This is a genomic window from Coriobacteriia bacterium, from assembly GCA_030652115.1.
In the GTDB taxonomy this organism is placed as follows: domain Bacteria; phylum Actinomycetota; class Coriobacteriia; order Anaerosomatales; family Anaerosomataceae; genus UBA6100.
Window position 1 is genome coordinate 234,966 of record JAUSBK010000007.1, and the last position, 18,657, is coordinate 253,622.

General features: G+C 66.5%; 17 protein-coding genes. 10 read left to right on the plus strand and 7 right to left on the minus strand.

Annotated features, from left to right (window positions below; genetic code table 11):
- Positions 1-81: 81 nt before the first annotated feature.
- From hemE to hemG (Q7W51_05235), 4 genes are all read left to right on the plus strand, one after another.
- Positions 82-1,152: a uroporphyrinogen decarboxylase gene (hemE, locus tag Q7W51_05220; GenBank protein MDO8847768.1), complete on the plus strand. Its 1,071-nt coding sequence runs from the start codon at positions 82-84 to the stop codon at positions 1,150-1,152.
- 8 nt (positions 1,153-1,160) lie between these two features.
- Entirely contained in the window at positions 1,161-2,135 is a 975-nt protein-coding gene (locus Q7W51_05225; protein MDO8847769.1) for a ferrochelatase, read from the plus strand.
- A gap of 66 nt (positions 2,136-2,201) precedes the next feature.
- The gene (hemG, locus tag Q7W51_05230) at positions 2,202-3,707 is read left to right on the plus strand and encodes a protoporphyrinogen oxidase (GenBank protein MDO8847770.1); all 1,506 of its coding nucleotides are present in this window, start codon (positions 2,202-2,204) and stop codon (positions 3,705-3,707) included.
- A 47-nt stretch (positions 3,708-3,754) separates the two neighbouring features.
- Positions 3,755-5,263 carry a protoporphyrinogen oxidase gene (hemG, locus tag Q7W51_05235; GenBank protein MDO8847771.1) on the plus strand — a complete coding sequence of 503 codons (1,509 nt, stop codon included), beginning with the start codon at positions 3,755-3,757 and terminating at the stop codon, positions 5,261-5,263.
- Here hemG (Q7W51_05235) and Q7W51_05240 read toward each other — a convergent pair.
- Positions 5,260-6,069, minus strand: coding sequence for an inositol monophosphatase family protein (locus Q7W51_05240; protein ID MDO8847772.1), 810 nt, complete (start codon positions 6,067-6,069; stop codon positions 5,260-5,262). The two genes, hemG (Q7W51_05235) and Q7W51_05240, sit on opposite strands and share 4 nt — an antisense overlap.
- A 90-nt stretch (positions 6,070-6,159) precedes the next feature.
- Here Q7W51_05240 and Q7W51_05245 point away from each other — a divergent pair, with 90 nt between their 5' ends.
- Positions 6,160-8,073 (plus strand): transketolase, encoded by a 1,914-nt coding sequence (locus Q7W51_05245; protein MDO8847773.1) that lies wholly within the window; start codon positions 6,160-6,162, stop codon positions 8,071-8,073.
- 27 nt (positions 8,074-8,100) lie between these two features.
- On the opposite strand, the gene Q7W51_05250 is transcribed toward Q7W51_05245, so the two are convergent.
- The 4 genes from Q7W51_05250 to Q7W51_05265 form a co-directional block, all read right to left on the minus strand.
- The gene (locus Q7W51_05250; protein ID MDO8847774.1) at positions 8,101-8,679 is read right to left on the minus strand and encodes a hydrogenase maturation protease; all 579 of its coding nucleotides are present in this window, start codon (positions 8,677-8,679) and stop codon (positions 8,101-8,103) included.
- Between the two features lie 106 nt (positions 8,680-8,785).
- Positions 8,786-9,418: a cytochrome b/b6 domain-containing protein gene (locus Q7W51_05255; protein MDO8847775.1), complete on the minus strand. Its 633-nt coding sequence runs from the start codon at positions 9,416-9,418 to the stop codon at positions 8,786-8,788.
- An 81-nt stretch (positions 9,419-9,499) separates the two neighbouring features.
- Positions 9,500-11,083, minus strand: coding sequence for a nickel-dependent hydrogenase large subunit (locus Q7W51_05260; GenBank protein MDO8847776.1), 1,584 nt, complete (start codon positions 11,081-11,083; stop codon positions 9,500-9,502).
- On the minus strand, positions 11,083-12,297 hold the full coding sequence (locus tag Q7W51_05265) for a hydrogenase small subunit (GenBank protein ID MDO8847777.1): 1,215 nt from the start codon (positions 12,295-12,297) through the stop codon (positions 11,083-11,085). Before Q7W51_05265 ends, Q7W51_05260 begins: the two co-directional genes overlap by 1 nt.
- Before the next feature lie 587 nt (positions 12,298-12,884).
- Between Q7W51_05265 and Q7W51_05270 the strand changes: the two genes are divergently transcribed.
- Positions 12,885-13,145, plus strand: coding sequence for a DUF2249 domain-containing protein (locus Q7W51_05270; protein ID MDO8847778.1), 261 nt, complete (start codon positions 12,885-12,887; stop codon positions 13,143-13,145).
- Here Q7W51_05270 and Q7W51_05275 read toward each other — a convergent pair.
- Positions 13,142-13,834: an HAD family hydrolase gene (locus Q7W51_05275; GenBank protein MDO8847779.1), complete on the minus strand. Its 693-nt coding sequence runs from the start codon at positions 13,832-13,834 to the stop codon at positions 13,142-13,144. The genes Q7W51_05270 and Q7W51_05275 overlap by 4 nt on opposite strands.
- A 132-nt stretch (positions 13,835-13,966) precedes the next feature.
- Between Q7W51_05275 and Q7W51_05280 the strand changes: the two genes are divergently transcribed.
- Together Q7W51_05280 and Q7W51_05285 are read left to right on the plus strand one after the other, a co-directional pair.
- Positions 13,967-14,677, plus strand: coding sequence for a Crp/Fnr family transcriptional regulator (locus Q7W51_05280; GenBank protein ID MDO8847780.1), 711 nt, complete (start codon positions 13,967-13,969; stop codon positions 14,675-14,677).
- Positions 14,678-14,764: 87 nt separating this feature from the next.
- Positions 14,765-14,992, plus strand: a complete 228-nt coding sequence (locus tag Q7W51_05285) for a cytochrome b5 domain-containing protein (protein MDO8847781.1) — start codon at positions 14,765-14,767, stop codon at positions 14,990-14,992.
- On the opposite strand, the gene rlmD is transcribed toward Q7W51_05285, so the two are convergent.
- Positions 14,989-16,287: a 23S rRNA (uracil(1939)-C(5))-methyltransferase RlmD gene (rlmD, locus tag Q7W51_05290; protein MDO8847782.1), complete on the minus strand. Its 1,299-nt coding sequence runs from the start codon at positions 16,285-16,287 to the stop codon at positions 14,989-14,991. The two genes, Q7W51_05285 and rlmD, sit on opposite strands and share 4 nt — an antisense overlap.
- A gap of 155 nt (positions 16,288-16,442) precedes the next feature.
- On the opposite strand from rlmD, the gene Q7W51_05295 reads away from it, so the two are divergent.
- Together Q7W51_05295 and Q7W51_05300 are read left to right on the plus strand one after the other, a co-directional pair.
- Positions 16,443-18,152 carry a PilT/PilU family type 4a pilus ATPase gene (locus Q7W51_05295; protein ID MDO8847783.1) on the plus strand — a complete coding sequence of 570 codons (1,710 nt, stop codon included), beginning with the start codon at positions 16,443-16,445 and terminating at the stop codon, positions 18,150-18,152.
- A 75-nt stretch (positions 18,153-18,227) separates the two neighbouring features.
- Complete coding sequence (locus Q7W51_05300) at positions 18,228-18,656, plus strand: OsmC family protein (protein MDO8847784.1); 429 nt, start codon at positions 18,228-18,230, stop codon at positions 18,654-18,656.
- The last annotated feature ends 1 nt before the right edge of the window (position 18,657 follow it).

Here is an 18,657-nt window from a genome sequence, read left to right on the forward strand (position 1 = left end):
AGTGCGGGGCCCGTTCGCGTTCGGGGAATGGTAGTATGCACTTCGACTCCTCGACCGCCCCCGAACGAAGGACTTTCGACCATGGCGTACAACGATCTGTTCCTGCGCGCCGCGCGCAGAGAGGTGACCGAGAGCACCCCCGTTTGGATGATGCGCCAGGCAGGCCGCTACATGCCCGAGTATCGCGAGATCCGCGCGAAGCACGGCTTCCTCGAGATGTGCCGCACGCCCGAGCTCGCGGTCGAGGTGACGATGCAGCCGGTCGACCTGGTCGGCGTCGATGCGGCGATCTTGTTCAGCGACATTCTCGTGGTCTTTCCCGGCATGGGGCTGGACCTGGAGTTCGCCAAGGGCGAGGGTCCGGTCATCCACAACCCCGTGCGCACGGTGGACGACATCCGTAAGCTTCGCATCTCCGACCCGCTGGCCGACACCGGCTACGTGATTGAGACGATTGGCATCCTCCGCAAGGAGCTTGAGAACAAGGTGCCGCTCATCGGCTTCGGCGGGGCGCCCTTCACGCTTGCGAGCTACATGATCGAAGGCCACGGCACGCGCGATTACGAGTACACCAAGGCGCTCATGTGGAGCGAGCCGGCTGCCTGGGACGAGCTGATGACCAAGATCAGCGACACCGTCATCGCGTACCTCTCGGCGCAGATCGACGCTGGCGCGCAGGTAATCCAGGTCTTCGACAGCTGGGTCGGGTACGTGGCGCCCCGCGACTACGAGCGCTCCGTGCTGCCGTACACCAAGCGCGTGATCGATGCGCTCACCGAGCACGGCAAGAAAGTCGTGCCCGAGGGAGTGCCGATCATCCACTTCCCGAACGGCGCCACCTCGATGCTCGATCTCGCGCAGCTCGCGGGCGGCGACGTGTTGGGTGTGGACTGGCGCCTGGACATGAAGCACGTCGTCGAGCAGGTGGACGAGCGTTTCGCGATCCAGGGCAATATCGACCCGGTGGCGCTCTTCGCGCCCGACGACGAGCTTGAGCGCATGATTATCGAGATCCTCGAGGCGGTGGGTACGCGGCCGGGCCACATCTTCAATCTCGGCCACGGCATCCACAAGACAAGCGATCCGCAGAAGGCGCGCACGATGATCAGGCTCGTGCATGAGCACTCGGCGCGCATCCGCGGTGGGAAGTAGGCGCGGGCGTGGCGGGTCGCGTAGGAGTACTGCTGACGGCGTTCGGCGGCCCGGACTCGCTCGAGTCGGTCGGGCCGTTCATGGCGCGGTTCATGGGGCGTGAGCCTGCGCCCGCCGTTGTTGCTGCGGCGCAGGAGAAGTACCGCGCGATCGGCGGCCCCTCGCCGTTGCCAGCGACCGCCGCAGCTATCGCCGCATCGCTTGAACACCATCTTCGGTCGGCCGGACACGATGCGGTCGTGAGGGCCGGCATGCGCTACTGGGATCCCTCGATCGCCTCATCGCTCGAGGAGCTTCGTGCAGAGGGCGCAGGCCGCATCGTGATGGTGTCGCTGTCGGCGTTCGAGTCGCAGGTCACGTGTGAGGCGTACCGCACCGAGGCGCACGGCGCCGCCTGCGATCTCAAGCTCGCCGATCTGTGCGAGGCGCCGTCACTGTCCCGGGCGCCGCAGTACCGCGACTTCTTTGGACATGCGTGCGCGCATGCGCTCGATGCGATCGTGGCCGAGCGTGCGCTTGTGGTGATGACCGCTCATAGCCTTCCGGAGTCCGATCTCGTTGAGGATGACCCGTATCCGGGCGGACTGCGCGAGGTGGCCGACGCGGTGGCGGCGATCGCCGGACTCGCGGAGGGCGCCGAGTTTGCCGGAGACGAGCGGTTGCCCGGCGTCTCGTCGTTCGGTTCGCTCGCTGCGCCCGTGCCCTGGCTCCTTGCGTACCAGTCCCGGGGTGTCCGCCCGGGGACGTGGCTCGGACCCGATCTCGTGCGGGTCATGGAGGTCGCCGCGGAGGTCGGCTACGATGGCGTGGTCGTCGTGCCGATCGGCTTTGCGATCGATCACATGGAGACGCTCTGGGATCTCGACATCGACGCGGCGGGACGGGCATCGGACCTCGGCTTGAGTTTCGTGCGCACGGCCGTGCCGAACGACGACGACAGCTTCGTGGAAGCCCTCGTCGGGGTGGTCGAGCCACTGCTGTAGTTGACGCACGACGCACGACCGATTGCGGCGGCCGGCACCGCTCGCTCGCGAACAAGGAGCGGTAGCATGCGCATCATCATCATCGGAGGCGGCATCGCCGGACTCGGCGCAGCCTACAAGGTCAGACGCGCCGCAGATGCCGGGCACGATGTCACCTTCACGCTCGTGGAGCGAGACGACCGCCTCGGCGGGAAGATCTGGACGGACATCGCCGAGGACTCTGACGGCGGTCGTTACATCGCCGATGGCGGTAGCGACTCCTTCCTCACCGACAAGACCGCAGTCCACCGCGTGGCGCGTCTCCTCGGCATCTTCGAACGCGAGTGCGGCACGCTCGACGAGACCAAGAAGACGTTCATCGTGAAGAAGGGGCGTCTCGTGGAGATGCCCGACGGCATGATGATGTTCGCGCCCACCAAGCTGCTTCCGCTTGCCACCTCGAAGCTCTACTCGTGGCCGGCGAAGCTCCGCATGGCGCTCGACGTGGTGATCCCGCGCAAGGTGCGCTGGGCCGAAGGTGAGACCGCGCAGCTGCACGACGAGACGCTCGAGAGTCTCGTGGTACGCCGGCTCGGCCGGGAAGCGCTCGACCGCCTCGCCGAGCCGCTCGCGGCGGGCGTGAACGGCGACGTGGCCTCCGAGATGTCGGTGGCCGCGCGCTACCCGATGCTGCTCGACATGGAGCAGAAGCACGGCTCGCTGGTACGTGGCTTCCTCGCCCAGCGCAAGCGAGTCGAGGAGATGCGCAAGAAGCATCCGCCAAAGCCGGGCGCCAAGCGCCGCACGATGTTCTCGTCGTTCGACGAGGGTCTGCAGGTCGTGTGCGACGCGATGGCGGACGCCGCAGGGCGCGAGCACATCCGCACGGGCGTGGCGGCGACCGCGATCGCGCGAGAGGACGACGGCTGGCGCGTGACGCTTTCGACCGGCGATTCGCTTGTGGGCGACGCGGTCGTGGTGGCGAGCGAGGTGTGGGCGGCGGCCGAACTCGTGGCACCGGTGGAGCCGGCGCTCGGGGAGCTGCTGGAGACGATCCCGTGCTCGTCGTGCGCCACCGCGCTCCTCGCGTTCGATGCGGCCGACTATCCCCATGACACGCGCTGGCACGGTATCCTCACGCCCGCCGTGGAGCATCGCCCGATGACCGGCGTTTCGCTCATGAGCTCGAAGTGGCCGGACCGCGCGCCCGGGGGCCGGATCCTCATCCGGGGCTTCCTCGGCGGACCCCGCGATGCCGGGGTGCTGAACGCTTCGAACGACGAGCTGCTCGAACTCGCACGCACGCAGCTGGTGGAGCTCATCGGCATCCGTGCGGACGCGAAGCCGCGCTACGCGAAGCTCTTCCGTTGGGAGAAGGGGATGCCGCAGTACACGCTCGGGCATCTCGACCGCGTGGACGAGATCGAGCGCGTCGAGGCGACCGTCCCCGGGCTTGCGCTTGCAGGCAACGCGTACCGCGGCGTGGGTGTCCCGAATGCGCTCGAAAGTGGCGAGCGGGCCGTGAGCAAGGTGCTCGGCGACGCCGGCATCGAGCTCGCCGAGGACGCGGTGGAGGAGAAGCGGGTCTACTAGTGACAGAAGAGCGGCCGCGTGCGGCCGATAGACGGAAGGGTGCGCGTGTGAAGAAGGTCATCATCATCGGCGGCGGTGCGGCGGGTCTCGGCGCGGCGTACAAGGTGCGCCGGGCGGCAGGAGCCGGGCACGACGTGGACTGCGTGCTTGTGGAGAAAGACGACCGCCTCGGCGGCAAGCTCGCCACCGACATCGTGACCGATCCCGAAGGCGGCGAGTACGTCATCGACGGCGGCAGTGACGCGTTCGTGTCGGGCAAGCCGGCGATCGGCCGCATCGCGCGCATGCTCGGCATCGATGAGGCCATGGTTCCCGCTCGCGAGGAGAACAAGAAGACGCTCATCGTGAAGGGCAAGCGCCTGATCGAGATGCCGGACGGCATCATGATGTTCGCACCCACCAAGCTCGTCCCGCTCGCTACCACCCCGCTCTACTCGTGGCCCGCGAAGTTCCGGATGGCGCTCGATTGGTTCTTGCCGCGGAAGGTGCGCTGGGCCGAAGGTGAGACCGCGCAGGACCACGACGAAACGCTCGAGAGCTTCGTGGTGCGACGGATGGGCCGCGAGTCGCTCGACCGTCTCGCCGAGCCGCTCGTGGGTGGCGTTCACGCTTCGGACCCCAAGGAGATGTCGCTTGCGGCGACTTTCCCGAACTTCCTCGAGATGGAGCAGCAGTTCGGCTCGCTCATCCGCGGTTTTCTCGCGGAGCGCAAGAAGCGCGAGGAGATGCGCACAAAGTACCCGCCCAAGCCGGGCGCCAAGCCCTGGGCGTTCTTCAACACCTTCTATAGGGGCATGCAGCAGCTCACCGACGGCATGGCCGACGCGGTAGGCCGCGAGCGAATCCGCACCGGCGCAGAGGTCGAGGCGATCGAGCGCGGGGCGTACGGCTGGCGCGTGACGCTCAAGGGTGGTGAGGTCCTCGGTGGCGACGCGGTCATCGTCGCCACCGAGGCATGGGCGGCGACGCGGCTCATGCGCGACGTGGACGAAGAGATCGCGGACCTGCTGGCGTCGATCCCGTGCTCGTCTTCGGCCACGGTGCCGATGGCCTTCCGTGCCGAGGACTGCCCCTTCGACACCAAGTGGTTCGGCATCCTGTCGCCGCTCGTGGAGCATCGGCCGCTGCTTGCGGTCACGCTCTCGTCCTCGAAGTGGCCCGATCGGGCGCCGGAGAATCGCGTGCTGTTGCGCGGCTTCGTCGGCGGGCCGGCCAACCAGCACCTGCTCGAGGCGACCGATGAAGCGCTCATCGAGACGATCCGGGCCGAGCTCGTCGACCTCCTCGGCATGAAGCCGGACACGCAGCCCGTATACGCCAGCGTCTATCGGTGGGTGGGCGGCATGCCGCAGTACACGCTCGGTCACCTGGACCGTGTGGACGAGATCGAACGCAGGACGCGCGCGATCGCCGGAATCGATCTAGCTGGCGGCGCGTTCCGTGGGGTGGGCATCCCCAACTGCATCGAGAGCGGGGAACGTGCGGTCACGAAAGTACTCGCCGACCTCGGCATCACCTACGACGAGGACACCGCACCGTCTGCGCGCACGCACTAGCGCCTGTCGGCTTTGCGGATCGCCTCAAGCAGCACCGCGTGAAGCGCCAGGTTCGCGGCGACGATGTCGCGTGTGGCGACCGTCCAGGGGTTCCCGGCGAAGTCGGTGATGAGTCCGCCCGACTCCTCGACGATCAGCGCGCCGGCTGCCATGTCCCAGGGCTGAAGCGCGGTTTCCCAGAAGCCGTCCACGCGCCCGGCGGCCACGCTGCACAGATCCACCGCTGCGGAACCATCGCGCCGCACGTCGTGCGCGGGTCGCACCAACGCTTCGAGCAAGCGCAGCTGGCGGGTGAACGGCTCGCCGCGGTCGTACGGGAAGCCGGTACACAGGAGCGCGCGGTCGAGCGTGGGGGAACCTGCGCACGTGAGGCGCGCTCCGTCCAGCGTCGCGCCCTCGCCGGCGGCCGCCGAGAACATCTCGTTGGCGGGCACGTTGTAGACGGCGGCGGCCACGGGCCGACCCTGCCGCAGGCAGGCGACACTCACAGACCAGCAGGGGTAGGAGTGCACGAACGAGGTGGTACCATCAAGTGGGTCGATCACCCACACCTCGTCGTCACCGAGCGTTCCGGGTGTGACGCCCGCGAGTTCGTAGACCTCCGGCTCCTCGATCACGAACCGAGCCTCCGGCAGGGCTTGTGCGATCGTCGAAACGACCGCGACACCGGCGGCGATGTCGGCCGCGCTCACCATGTCGGCGGTCCCGCTCTTCGTGCGCAGTCCGGTGATGCGGCCGGCGTGCTGTCGTAGGGCATCGCCGCCTGCGTGGGCAGCTGCCTCGGCGGTCTGTCGCAGGTCGGTCACGGATATGCTCCTCGGATTGCGGGGACGGGTATCTTTCAGTGTAATGGTTCGGACGCATCGGGTGTCACGCCCGGCGCAGGAGGAGGAACGATGCTGGAGCGAGGGTTCGAGGTGCCGGTTCTGGACGACGAGAGCGCGCAGGAGCTCGAGGTCCGCGCCCGTGACCTTCGGGGCGCAATCCTCACGATGACCACGCTCGCAGCGTCAGGTCACCCGGGCGGCTCGATGTCCTCGCTCGAGATGTACCTCGTGCTCTGGCACTTTGCGAAGGTGGACCCGCTCCGCCCGCGTGTTGAGGACCGCGACCGCATCGTGGTGAGCCACGGGCACACCTCACCTGGCGTGTACTGCGCGCTCGCCGATGCCGGCTTCTTCCGGCTCGACGACGCTGTCGCCCACTTCCGACAGGCGGGGAGCGTCTTCGAGGGTCACGTCGAGCGCTCGGTCCCGGGCGTCGAATGGGGTACCGGCAACCTCGGGCAGGGCCTCTCGGCGGGGGTCGGCTTTGCGCTTGCGTCCCGGCTCACGGGCCGCGGATCCCGGACCTTCGTGGCCATGAGCGATGGCGAGCAGCACAAAGGCCAGGTCGCCGAGGCGCGCAGACTCGCCGTCAAGGAGAAGCTCGCCGACCTCACCGTGCTGGTCGACTTCAACGGCATCCAGATCTCGGGCCATACCGCCGACGTGATGCCGGTAGATGTAGCCACCGGCTTCGCTGCCGATGGCTGGGGAGTGATCGAGGTCGACGGCCACGACGTCCGGGCGCTCTACGCCGCCGTGGCTCAGGCCGTGGCGGACACCTCACGACCCGTCGCCGTGATCGCGCGTACGGTCATCGGCAAGGGCGTTTCGTTCATGGAGGGTCGGGCCGAGTTTCACGGCCGGGGGCTCACACCGGAGGAGTACGAACGCGCGATGGCCGAGTTGGGCTGCGAGCCCACGCTCGACGCCGCACGCGAACGGCGGGGGGGCGTCACGCTCACGCCGGCGCTCCACCGCGCCCCGCGCCCGTGGGCGTACGACCCGGGTACGCCGCGCACGTATACGCGCGAGAAGCACGCCGACAACCGCTCGGCATGGGGCACTGCGCTCGCCGACATCGCCGAGGCGAATCCCGGCGTGCCGATGGCGGTGCTCGATTGCGATCTTGCCGTGTCGGTGAAGACCGACGGGTTCGCACGCGTGCGTCCCGACGGCTTCATCCAGTGCGGCGTCGGCGAGCATAACGCCGCCACCACCGCAGGCGCGCTCTCTGTCTCCGGAGTGCTCACGTTCTTCTCCGGTTTCGGCGTCTTCGGCATCGATGAGGTGTACAACCAGCAGCGTCTGAACGACATCAACGAGACCCAGATCAAGCTCGCGGTCACCCACTGCGGCCTGGACGTGGGGGAGGACGGCAAGACGCACCAGTGCCTCGACTACGTGGGCGCGTTCCGGAACATGTTCGGCTGGAAGGTGATCGTGCCGGCCGATCCGAACCAGACCGATCGTGCCGTGCGCGAGATTCCGGTGACGACGGGATGCGTCGCGATCGCGATGGGGCGCTCGAAGCTGCCGGTGATCCTCGGCCTGGACGGAGAGCCGCTCTTCGGTGGCGACTACAAGTTCGAATACGGCCGCGCCACCTGGGCGCGCGAGGGAGCGGACGGCGTCATCATGACGATGGGCACGGTCGCGGGGGCAGCCGTCGAGGCCTCAGACCTCGGTGCCGAGCACGGGCTCTCGCTCGGCGTATGCATCGTGTCGTCGCCGCTTCAACTCGACGATGAGGCGATGGCGCGCGTCGCCGACGCGCCGTGGGTGCTCGTTGCCGAGGACCACGGTTCGCGGACGGGGCTTGGGGCCTCTGTCGCCGAGTGGGTCGCCGAGCGCGGCATCGGCGTGCGGGTCGTGGCGCACGGCGTGACCGGCTACCAGAGCTCGGGCGCCTCAAGCGACCTGTTGGCCCGTGCAGGGCTCGACGCCCAGGGCATCATCGGCAAGGTGCGGGAGCTGCTCGGCTGACGCATGCGCCGGCTCGACCGCAAGCGGCTACTCGTCGCGTTCGGCCTGCCTGCGCGCCACATCGGCCTTCGCCTCGGCCACCGCAGCCTGCAGTTCCGTGTCGCCCTCGGCAAGCGGCTCGGCGATGACGCCGCGCTCCTCGAGCACGTAGAGGACGGCTGCGATGGCACGCGGGACGGCCGCCTCGACCGGCTCCGTCAGCCCGATCGTGATCTCGGCGGGGCTCATATTCTCGACCTGGACGCCGATGCAGTCGGCATCGGGCATGATGCCGATCAGTCTCGCCGCGCTGAGAACGTCGACGAAGCGCACATCGTGGAGCGAGTGGAGCACCTGGTTAGGCGCGAAGTCCTCGGGCGGGACGCGCACCACCGTGCCCGCGGGGTGACCGGTGCCGTTGACCGCATCAGCCACGAGCAGGAACTCCACGCCGCGGAAGAGGTGCATCATACCGAGCCCCATCGTGCCGGCGTCCATCACGCGCACGTCGTCGGGGAACCGGTAGTTGGCCTCGAGGTCGGTGGCGATGCGGTTGCCGATGCCTTCGTCCAGCATGAGGATGTTGCCGATTCCCAGCACGAGCACGCGTGGGTTCTCATCGAGCACGATGGCACCTTTCTCGGGTTCATGAAGAACACGGGCCCCGGAGCGTGTGGCTCCGGGGCCCGGTCTGCTCTCGCGTGACAGTATGACCGTCACGCGGGCGTGGAGACTAGTGGTCGGTCTCCTTCCAAGCAAAGATGATCTTGCTTGGTCCGAAGTTGTAGATGTTTGCCAGGTAGGCGTGGATCATCGTGAACACGATGAACACCCACATCATGAAGTAGTGGATGATCCGCATGTTCATCGGGCCACCGACCATGGCGGTCCCGCCGGAGAAGAAGCCCCAGTCCGCAGTGGGACCGTAGAGGGCAAAGCCGGTGTAGGCCATGAAGTAGGTGAGCGGGATGGTCGCCAGGTACGCGATCTTCTGGAGCGATCCGTACTTGGCCGAGATGACGCCTTCCTTGCGGAAGAACAGGTAGTACTTCACCGTCTCGAAGAGCTGGTGCTTGTTCTTCTCCTGCGGCAGCCAGTTCTTGATGTCCGTGTCCACCTCACGCGAGCCAAGATCCACAGCGGTCTTCACGAAGAAGGCGGCGATGATCCGGAACGTGAGGTTGATGATGATCACGAACATCGCAGCGATGTGCATGCCGCGTGCGACGCCCATGAACCCGTCGAAGAACGGGTAGTGGATGTAGAAACCGCTGAAGGCGAGCATGATCATGCAGATCAGATTAATCCAGTGCGTGATCACGAACACCAGCGGATGGGCCTCGCGATAGTGTGCATGCGAGGACAACTACATCACCCCCATGGGGGACGACATGACGGTGACTTCCTTGCCGGTTGACGGTTCAAACACGTGAACCGCACACCCGATTCAAGGATCGAAGCTGTGGGCGATACGCAGCAGCTCGAGCGGCTTCTCCGCGTCCTCGACGGGGGTGCCGACAAGCGCCTCCTCCATCGGGCCGCGAACGCCGTTGTCGTCGCGAGGCGCGATGTCCCACGTGGTGGGGGCGACGATCTGATAGTGATCGATCTTGCCGCCATCGAGGCCGATCCAGTGCGCGACTGAGCCGCGAGGAGCTTCCCACGCGCCCACGCCGGCGCCTGTGTCCTTCTCGGCGGCCTTCCAGTACTGAACGTCGCCGCCCTTGAGGGCCTCGATGAGTTCGCTGACGAACACGAGCGACAAATCGGCAACATACGCGGCCTCGAGGTTACGGGCGGCCACGCGGCCGAGCAGCGACACGAGGATCTCCGGCTTGCCGCCGACACCCAGCGCCTCAAGGGTCGAGTCGATGAGCTTCGCAGGTGTGCGGACATCCGCACCGCCGGCGATGTCGGCGCCGCCCTTCTCAGCGAGGTACGCCACGACCATGCGGGCGAGTGGCCCGGACTCGGTCGAGAGGTCCTTGCAGCGTACGGCCTTGCCGTAGGAGTACTTGTCGTCGATGTTGTACTCGGTGAACTTGACCTTGGTCTCGCCTTCCTTCGGGTTGAGCCCCGTCGGCGAGTCGTACCAGGAGTGGTTCGTGTACTCGGTGACGTCGTCCGGGGAGACACCCTCCGGCTTGAGGCCCTGAGACATGCCCCGGGGAAGGTAGCGATTCTCGGGAACGAGATCGCTCTTCTCGAAGACGCCCCAGCTCAGGAAGTTGCCGGTGCCGCCGCCGTAGGTCGCCGCATCCAGGATGAACGGAGCGATCGCCAGGGTGTCGGGGATGAGCGCCGTGTCGATGAAGTCCTTCACGCGCACAAGGCGGAACAGGATGTCGTCGAGCTTGTCGACGGTCGGTACGAATGCGGTGCCGCCGGGGACGGACGTCATCGGGTGCGAGAACTTGCCCGCGATGACGGCGACGACCTCGTTGGCCACGGCCTGCATCTCAAGCGCCTCAAGATAGTGGCAGGTCGCTATGAGGTCGAGCTCCGGCGGAAGCGCGTAGCCGGGGTGGTCCCAGTAGTGACCCGAGAGGATCGACAGCTGGCCGTTCTCCGCAAACGCGGTGAGCCGCTTGGCAACGGCGCCGTAATCGGAAGGCTTGGTGCCTGCCGCCTGTGCCAGAGCGTACGTGTCCGCGATGTCGGCCTTGAGGGCGTTGATCGGGCTCACGTAGTCGAGCGCTGCAAGGTTGTAGAACCACAGGATGTGGCTGTGCAGATACTGCGCGCACTCGAGGATGTTGCGGACGAGGCGGGCGCCCTCGGGAATCTTGATGCCGAGAGCGGCTTCAGTGGCCTGCGAGGACGCGTGGCTGTGAGAGATCGGGCAGACGCCGCAGATGCGCTGGGAGACGTAGAACGCGTCTTCCGGGGCACGGCCGAGCAGGACCGTCTCCATGCCGCGGTACAGCGTACCGGAAACCCATGCGTCCTTGACTACCCCGCCGCTGACCTCACACTCGACGCGCATGTGACCCTCGATACGGGTGACCGGGTCGATGACGATGTTCGCCACTACTTATCGCCTCCCTTCTTTGCTCCGTGCTTGCGGTCGTACGCCGTCGTCTCCTCCATAGGAGGACCATCGCCGACGCGGCCGGCGGCCTTCATGCCGAGGCCGTGCGCGACGAGGGCGGCTGCGGCGACGCCACCGACCACAGCAGCGATGCTGCCAGGCTGGGCGCTACCGATGCTGCCGAACTGCATGCTGGAGAGGCGCTTGAAGAACGGGGCGTTGTTATCCACCCAGTTCAGGCCACCACAGCCGATGCACGGGGCACCGGAGTGGACGCACCAGCTGACCGAGCGGTTCCAGCGGGTGACCGGGCACTGTGTGTAGGTCTGCGGACCCTTGCAGCCGACCTTGTACAGGCAGTAGCCCATGGCCTCTTCTTCGGTGCCGAACTCGGAGACGAACTCGCCATTCTCGAAGTGGCCACGACGCGGGCAGTTGTCGTGGATCGTGGATTCGACAACGTACTCGGGATAGTTGAGCGTGACCTTGGCGTCGTAGACGCCGTCCGTGTAGGACTTGGTCAGCAGAGCGGTCTTCTCAAGGAACAGCGCCGGATCGTCATCGGCCACGAGCAGCCACTGGACGACCATGGCGACGACCCACTCGGGGTTCATCGGGCAGCAGGGGATGTTCACGACAGGGGTCGCGATCTTCTCCTTGTCGAGGAACGCCTGAACGCCGACGGCGCCTGCGGGGTTCGGGTAGGCTGCAACCCAGCCACCGTCGACCGCGCATGCGCCGACCGAGATGACCGCCTGCGCCGCAGCTGCGGCCTCGGCGAGGATCTCGGTGCCCTTGTGGCCGTTGACGAGGAGGGTGTTGCCGTCCTCACCGGTCATGACGGAGCCTTCGTAGATCAGCAGGAAGTTGCCATCTGCGATCGTGTCTTCGATGTTCTTCTCGGCCTGCTCGCCAGCGGCGGCCATGATCGTCTCGAAGTAGTTGAGTGAGAGCAGTTCGAGGACGATCGTGGCGACGTCGGGAGAGTCCACCTGAGCCATCGACTCAGTACAACCGGTGCACGAACCGCCGTTCAGCCAGAGTGCGGGCTTCAGTGCGGAGCCCTTCTCCAGCGCGGCGGCGATCTGCGGAGCAGCAGCCTCTGACAGCCCCAGCGTCGCAGCAACGTAGCTGCAGTACTTGAGGAAGTCACGACGGCTTACGCCGCGGACCGCAAGCAGATCGTAGAACGCACCGTGCGCCTCTTGCGCCATGCCATACACCTCCTTGGTGTTGGAACGAAGCCTGCCTTGGCAGGCGAAACCTCTAGTCCGGGCGGGAAGCCCGGCGTGCGCTTCTCCCTCCTCCTTCCGTCATCTGCGCACAGGAAGACGAAGCCCAGAAACGCGCTCCGAGTCTCGACGGCGACCGTCGAGCCGGGGACGCGAGGCTTTCACGATAGGAGGCGCGGGAGCGACCGAAGCGGGGTCGCGGACCGGCGTGGGGCAGACCTGCCCCGTGCGGGCATCAAGGAGCGCTGGACGCGCTCGCCGGGGTGATCGGTAGGGAGAGATGGTGATGGAGCACGGGCGCATCGAAGCGCTCGCGGGATGTACGCTGAGCACGCTCGCCGTGCACTGCGTTAGGCGGTGCCGAGCTGCTGGCCATCGTCCCCTCTGATGCATCACTAACCCTCCGGATAGCATATCGGAAGTACTGGGGTGCGTCCACGAGTCTACCCTGCAGAATCCAGGAGAAGTGATGCGCGTCACAAGGGCGTGACGGATGTGCAGGAATCGGGGCCGTCGCGCATAATCTTACAGTCAGGAGCATGTACGCCGAGCACGGGAGCGCCTGATCCATGGCACAGGCCGCCAACGGAATGGTGATCGACATCCGGGGTGTCACTCCGGCCATGCGCCGACCGCTGGTCTTCGCCGTCGTGGATCGGATGATCGACATCGACTGCCACGACAGCATTGTGGTCATCTGCGACCACGATCCGTCCGGTCTCGGCTATCAGCTGGACCTTCGCCGCGAGTCTCGCGGGATGTTCGAGTTCGACTGCGACCAGCGCCTCGATGGCGCGTGGGTCGCCCTCATCCGCAGGCGGATCGCTTAGACGATGCGCGGCAGCAGGTCCGCGAGCTCGTCGAGGTCACCGCGGATGTCGGCTGCGGCAAGCGGGTCAGCTCCCACGTAGAAGGTCCGCATCCCCACATCCGCGGCCGGCAGGTCGAGCGTCTTGTCGTCGCCCACCATCATGCACTCGGAGGTCGGCACGCCGAGCAGTCCGGCCGTCTGGCGGTAGTAGTCCGCGTGCGGCTTGCAGGCGCACATCTCCTCGTATGTCGTGATCGCTCCGAATTCGAGGTCGTCGAGGCCCGCCCATGCGAGGCGGTGCCGCACAGCTTCGCGCGGGAAGATCGGGTTCGTGGCGATTGCGACGCGCAACCCGAGTTCGAGCGCGGTCGTCACGGCGCGCCTGGCTCCTTTGGCCGGCCCCGAGGTGCCGGCGAGCGTTGGGAAGACATCGCGGTAGAAGCGCTCGTAGACGTGCCAGTGCTCGTTGAGGTCCACGCCGGTCTGGTCGAGCAGCGATTCGTAGAAGACGTCACGGTTCACGCGGCCGGGGTGGGGCTCCATCATCTGGCCGACCGCGTGGTGAAGGCTCGCCATGAACTCCCCGGCCGGCTGGCCGAAGGCAAGCGGCGCTGACGCTTCGTCGAGTGCGGCAAAGTAGCGCTTGAGGAACCCGCCGAGGTCGAGGTCGAGCAGAGTCCCGTCCAAGTCGAAGAGGATTGCGCGCACGTGTGACCGTTTCTGTCGGAGCAGTGACGCGGGGAATGATAGCACGGCACATCTCATGCGCCCGAGGTGCGGCGCCGACATGGACTGTCGCCATCCATCATGTTTCACTGTAGGAGTCCTTGAACCGTGCCGATGAGTGGGAACATGGGAACGACAGCCGCCAGAGAACTGATCATCGCGCATCTTCGCAGAGACCCGGTCTTCTCCGATCTGGAGGACCAGGACCTGGATGCGCTTGTCGGCGTCATGGGTCATCGTGAGTACCCGAAGGGCGCTTTCATCATCACCAAGAACGATAAGAGCACGACCATGTATCTGCTGCTCTCCGGTCGCGTGAAGGTCTCCATCGCGTCTCCGGAGGGCAAGGAGCTCGCGTTGAGCTACCTCGATGCCCCGTCGTACTTCGGCGAGATGGGTGCGGTCGATGCCTCGCCGCGCACTGCCGATGTCATCGCGACCACAGACGTCGAAGTCCTGAGCATCGAGGCCAAAGACCTGGCCTACGTGTTCCGTATTCGCCCCGAACTTGCGATCGCGCTCGTCAGCACGCTGTCTCGCCGGCTGGGCGAGTTGATCGTCCGGCTTGAGGGGATGGCGTTCCACGATGCGACGCACCGCGTGATGCGCGTCTTGCTGAACGTGGCCACCGCCTCATACGAGTCGCGCGGCGTCCCTGTGATCGAGGGCCTCACGCACTACGAGATCGCCACGCTCGCGGGCACCTCGCGTGAGACCGCGAGTCGCGTCATCTCGAACCTCCAGCGCGATGGCGTGGTGGCGACCAAGGGCAGGAAGATCGTCATCGACCTGTTCGCTCTCCGCGACCTGGTGGAGCAGGACTAGCCATCAGGCACCTCTTGCAGGGCTGAACCGCCGCGCGGCGCGCGGGGTATGAACCTTCTCGTGACGTCCCTACGACGAGGAGGACCCATGAGGGAGTTCACGCTCGAGGATCTCAAGCAGTACAACGGTCGCGATGGCAATCCGGCGTACGTAGCGTACGAAGGCAACGTCTACGACGTGTCCGATAGCGCGATGTGGGACGACGGTGACCACATGGGCTCGCACGAAGCGGGCGCAGACCTCACCGCCGCGCACGACGATGCACCGCACGACGTGCACATCGTCGACTTCCCGCAGGTGGGCACGCTCGTTTAGACGCGCTCGAGCAACGCGACCGTTTCCAGGTGGTACGTCTGGGGGAAGAGGTCGACAGGCACGAACCGGGTCGCGTGATAGCCTGTCCCGACGAGTGCGGCCACGTCCCTGGCGAGCGTCGCCGGATCGCACGAGACATAGACGATCCGAGGTATGCGGGCGCCGATGAGCGCCCGCATCGCTTTGTCGGAGATGCCCGAACGGGGAGGGTCGATCAGCGCCGCGTCCAGATGCCCGATGTCCGGCAGGGCGTACGCGGCATCACCGGGGACGATATCTGCGTCGAGGTCCGCCTGCGCGAGGTTCTCCCGCAGGTCGCCGAGCGCATATCGCGAGGCCTCGACGGCCACGACCTCTCCGGCCGATCGGGCGAGCGGCAGCGTGAAGGTCCCGACGCCGGCGTAGAGGTCGGCTACGCGCATCGTGCCGTCCACTTCCAGCAGGCCGACGGCAGTGTCCCGAAGCGCGATCGCAGCAGCGGTGTTCACCTGGAAGAAGGAGGGCGACGAGACGGCGAACCGGTCATCGCCGAGTTTCTCGTGCCAGACCCCTGTGCCTGCGAGGACTTCCACTTGCGAGACGTCCCGGCGCTCTGCATCGCGCATGATCGTGCGCGTGAACGTTCGGGCGCCGGTGGACTCGGTGATCACGCGAGCCGCAGCCGCCCGCGGGAAAGGGCCCGGCCGCGTCCACACATCCACGGCGATCTCACCCGAGGCCGAGACCCGCACCGATGCGCGGAGGATTCCCTCGGCACCACGCGATCCGAGGAAGCGAAGCGCGCCGGTGAGTGATCGCGGCAGCCGTGATGCACGCTTCGGCAGGAGGGGGCATGCGTCGATCGCGAGCAGCTCATTTGTGTGCGCCTTAAGGAACCCGAGCGCGCGCGAGCCGTCTTCGGCGGCCGTGAGCTCGACTTTGTTGCGATAGCCGTAGGCTGACGGCGACGCAACGGTTTCTGCGACATCGGGTGAGTCGAGCTTGCCGATGCGCGTGAGGGCGTCGATGAGGGTCTGCCGCTTGGCCGCAGCTTGCGCACTGTAGGAGATGTGCTGCCACTGGCAGCCGCCGCAGGCGCCGAAGTACGGGCACGCGGGAGTCGTCCGATCAGGCGAGGCGACCTCGATCGCGTCGATCGTGGCGCGCGCCCAGCGCCCGTGATCCTCGGTCACAGTTATGGTGAGCTCGTCTCCGGGGCAGGAGTACGGCACGAACACCGTCCGCCCGTCGGGAAGCCTGCTCACCCCGTCACCGCCGTGTGCTAGGCTCTGTATGGTGATCCGCGCCTGATCCATGCTGTCCTTTCGCCGTCACCGCCCATCATAGCGGCCTGAGGCGGGGCTGCGTGTTCAGAGTGGGGGCGAGTGTGCCGATATCAAACGGCATGTGACCCGCGAGGGATGGGGATTCGAATTCGGCGTCGCGCGCGCCGACAAGGAGGCACGCTCAGGTGGAAACGACGGTTCTCATAGTCCATGACGATGCCGCGTTCTTCGAGGCCACGAAGGCCGCGCTCCTCGCAGCGCTACCGGGATGCGACGTCATCGGGGCCATCTCGGCGCCGAGGGCGCTCGGCATGGTGCGGCAGCACAAGCCCGATGTGGTCATCGCTGACGGCGATCTCGAGGGCATGGATGGCTACGCGTTCACTGCCGAACTGAAGGGTGATGCTGAACTCTCATCGATTCCGGTGCTCATCGTCGCCAACGATCCCTCCGAGGCCAGTGCGCTGAAGGCCCGTCAGGTCGGCGCCGCCGGACACCTGCCCGTTGGGATAGACAGTCAGTCGCTCGTACAGAAGGTGGCGGCGCTCGCAGGTGCAAGCGCCGCCGCTGCGGCCGCTCCGGCACCTGCGCCCGCGCCCGCGCCGTACGCTGAGACTGCGCCCCCCGCCGCCCCCGCAGAACCACTCGGTGTGGGCGGAGCCGCGCCGGTACCGTCCGCAGCACCCGCACCCGCACCGGCGCCCGTCGCCGCCCCCGCCCCGACCCCCGGGCCTGCCGCATACGGCGCTCCGCAGGAGCTGCCTACCGGCTACGGTGCCCCTCAGCCGGCTGCCTCACCCGACGTTCGCGCGTCGGCAGCGGGCAACGCGCCGCACGTAGACGACCTTCTGCGCCTGATGATCGACTTGGGGGGTTCGGACCTCCATATCACGGTCGGCAGCGCTCCCGGCATCAGGGTTCGCGGAGAACTTGCGTCTGTCGAGAACTACAAGGTACTCACGCCGAAGGACACGCAGGAGATGCTTCTGAGTCTGCTGTCCGAGGAGCAGAGGCGCCGCTTTGAGACGGAGCTCGAGCTCGACTTCGCTTACAGCATCCCGGGTCTGTCCCGCTTCCGTACGAACATCTTCCAGCAGCGCAACTCGATGGGCGCCGTCTTCCGCGTGATCCCGCTGAAGATCCCGACACTCGACGACCTGCAGCTGCCGCGCGTGTGCAAGTTCCTCGCCGACCGTCCACGCGGCATGGTGCTTGTGACAGGGCCGACGGGTTCCGGTAAGTCCACGACGCTCGCCGCGATGATCGACCACATCAACGAGACGCGACCGGTCCACATCATGACGATGGAAGACCCGATCGAGTTCATGCACAAGAACAAGAAGGCGTTTGTGAACCAGCGCGAGGTGGGCGAGGACACCCACTCGTTCACCTCGGCACTCAAGCGCGTCTTGCGTCAGGACCCCGACGTCATCCTCGTCGGCGAGATGCGTGACCTCGAGACGATCTCCGCGGCCCTCACCGCCGCCGAGACCGGCCACCTCGTCCTCGCGACCCTGCACACCACCGGTGGCCCTGAGACGGTCGACCGTATCATCGACGTGTTTCCGCCGCACCAGCAGCAGCAGGTCCGCATGCAGCTCTCGACCACGCTCGAGGGCGTGCTGTCGCAGACCCTGTTGCGCTCGACCGACGGCCGAAGCCGCGTGATGGCGATGGAGATCATGCTGGGCATTCCCGCCATCGGCAACCTCATCCGCGAGGGGAAGACGCACCAGATGGCCACGATCATCCAGGGCGGCGCCTCGATGGGAATGCAAACTTTGGATCAGCACCTGAAGGTGCTGCTCCAGTCGGGTAAGGTCACCTACGAGGAAGCGATCCAGAAGGCGAAAGAACCGCGAGAGCTCGCGCAGATGGTGGGACGCAAGATCTGATCGTCCCTAAGGCGTGATCGTCACGGGCGGGACTCAGCCGAGACCCGCCCGCGTGCGTTGGAGAGGAGCCGCGTGATGGATGTCGTCAACGTGAAGTGGAACGGCAAGCGCCGGTTCGTTGGCTGGGACGAAGCCGGACACGGTGTGGTCATGGACGCGCCGGCGGGTCCCACGGCAGATGGCAGCGGCGCGCGTCCCGTCGAACTCGTCCTGTATGCGCTCGCCGGGTGTACGGGCATGGATGTCATCTCCATCCTCGAGAAGAAGCGGCAGACGGTCACCGACTTCAGCCTGGTCGTCCACGGCACCCAGCGCGAGGACGGCTACCCGCACATCTACAAGCGGATCGAGGTCGAGTACATCGTGACCGGCGTCGACGTCAAGCCGGAGGCGGTCGCGCGAGCGATCGAGCTTTCCGAGGAGAAGTACTGCTCGGTGCGCGGCATGTTCGGTCCTCAGGTCGAGGTCGTGACGAGCTACCGGGTCGTCGAGGCGGAACTCTAGC

Bases quoted from the DNA above. Each gene is read 5' to 3' on its own strand.
- hemE (MDO8847768.1), top strand. From the start codon at position 82: ATGGCGTACAACGATCTGTTCCTGCGCGCCGCGCGCAGAGAGGTGACC.
- hemG (MDO8847770.1), top strand. From the start codon at position 2,202: ATGCGCATCATCATCATCGGAGGCGGCATCGCCGGACTCGGCGCAGCC.
- Q7W51_05245 (MDO8847773.1), top strand. From the start codon at position 6,160: ATGCTGGAGCGAGGGTTCGAGGTGCCGGTTCTGGACGACGAGAGCGCG.
- Q7W51_05265 (MDO8847777.1), bottom strand. From the start codon at position 12,297: ATGGCGCAAGAGGCGCACGGTGCGTTCTACGATCTGCTTGCGGTCCGC.
- Q7W51_05270 (MDO8847778.1), top strand. From the start codon at position 12,885: ATGGCACAGGCCGCCAACGGAATGGTGATCGACATCCGGGGTGTCACT.
- Q7W51_05280 (MDO8847780.1), top strand. From the start codon at position 13,967: ATGAGTGGGAACATGGGAACGACAGCCGCCAGAGAACTGATCATCGCG.
- Q7W51_05285 (MDO8847781.1), top strand. From the start codon at position 14,765: ATGAGGGAGTTCACGCTCGAGGATCTCAAGCAGTACAACGGTCGCGAT.
- rlmD (MDO8847782.1), bottom strand. From the start codon at position 16,287: ATGGATCAGGCGCGGATCACCATACAGAGCCTAGCACACGGCGGTGAC.
- Q7W51_05300 (MDO8847784.1), top strand. From the start codon at position 18,228: ATGGATGTCGTCAACGTGAAGTGGAACGGCAAGCGCCGGTTCGTTGGC.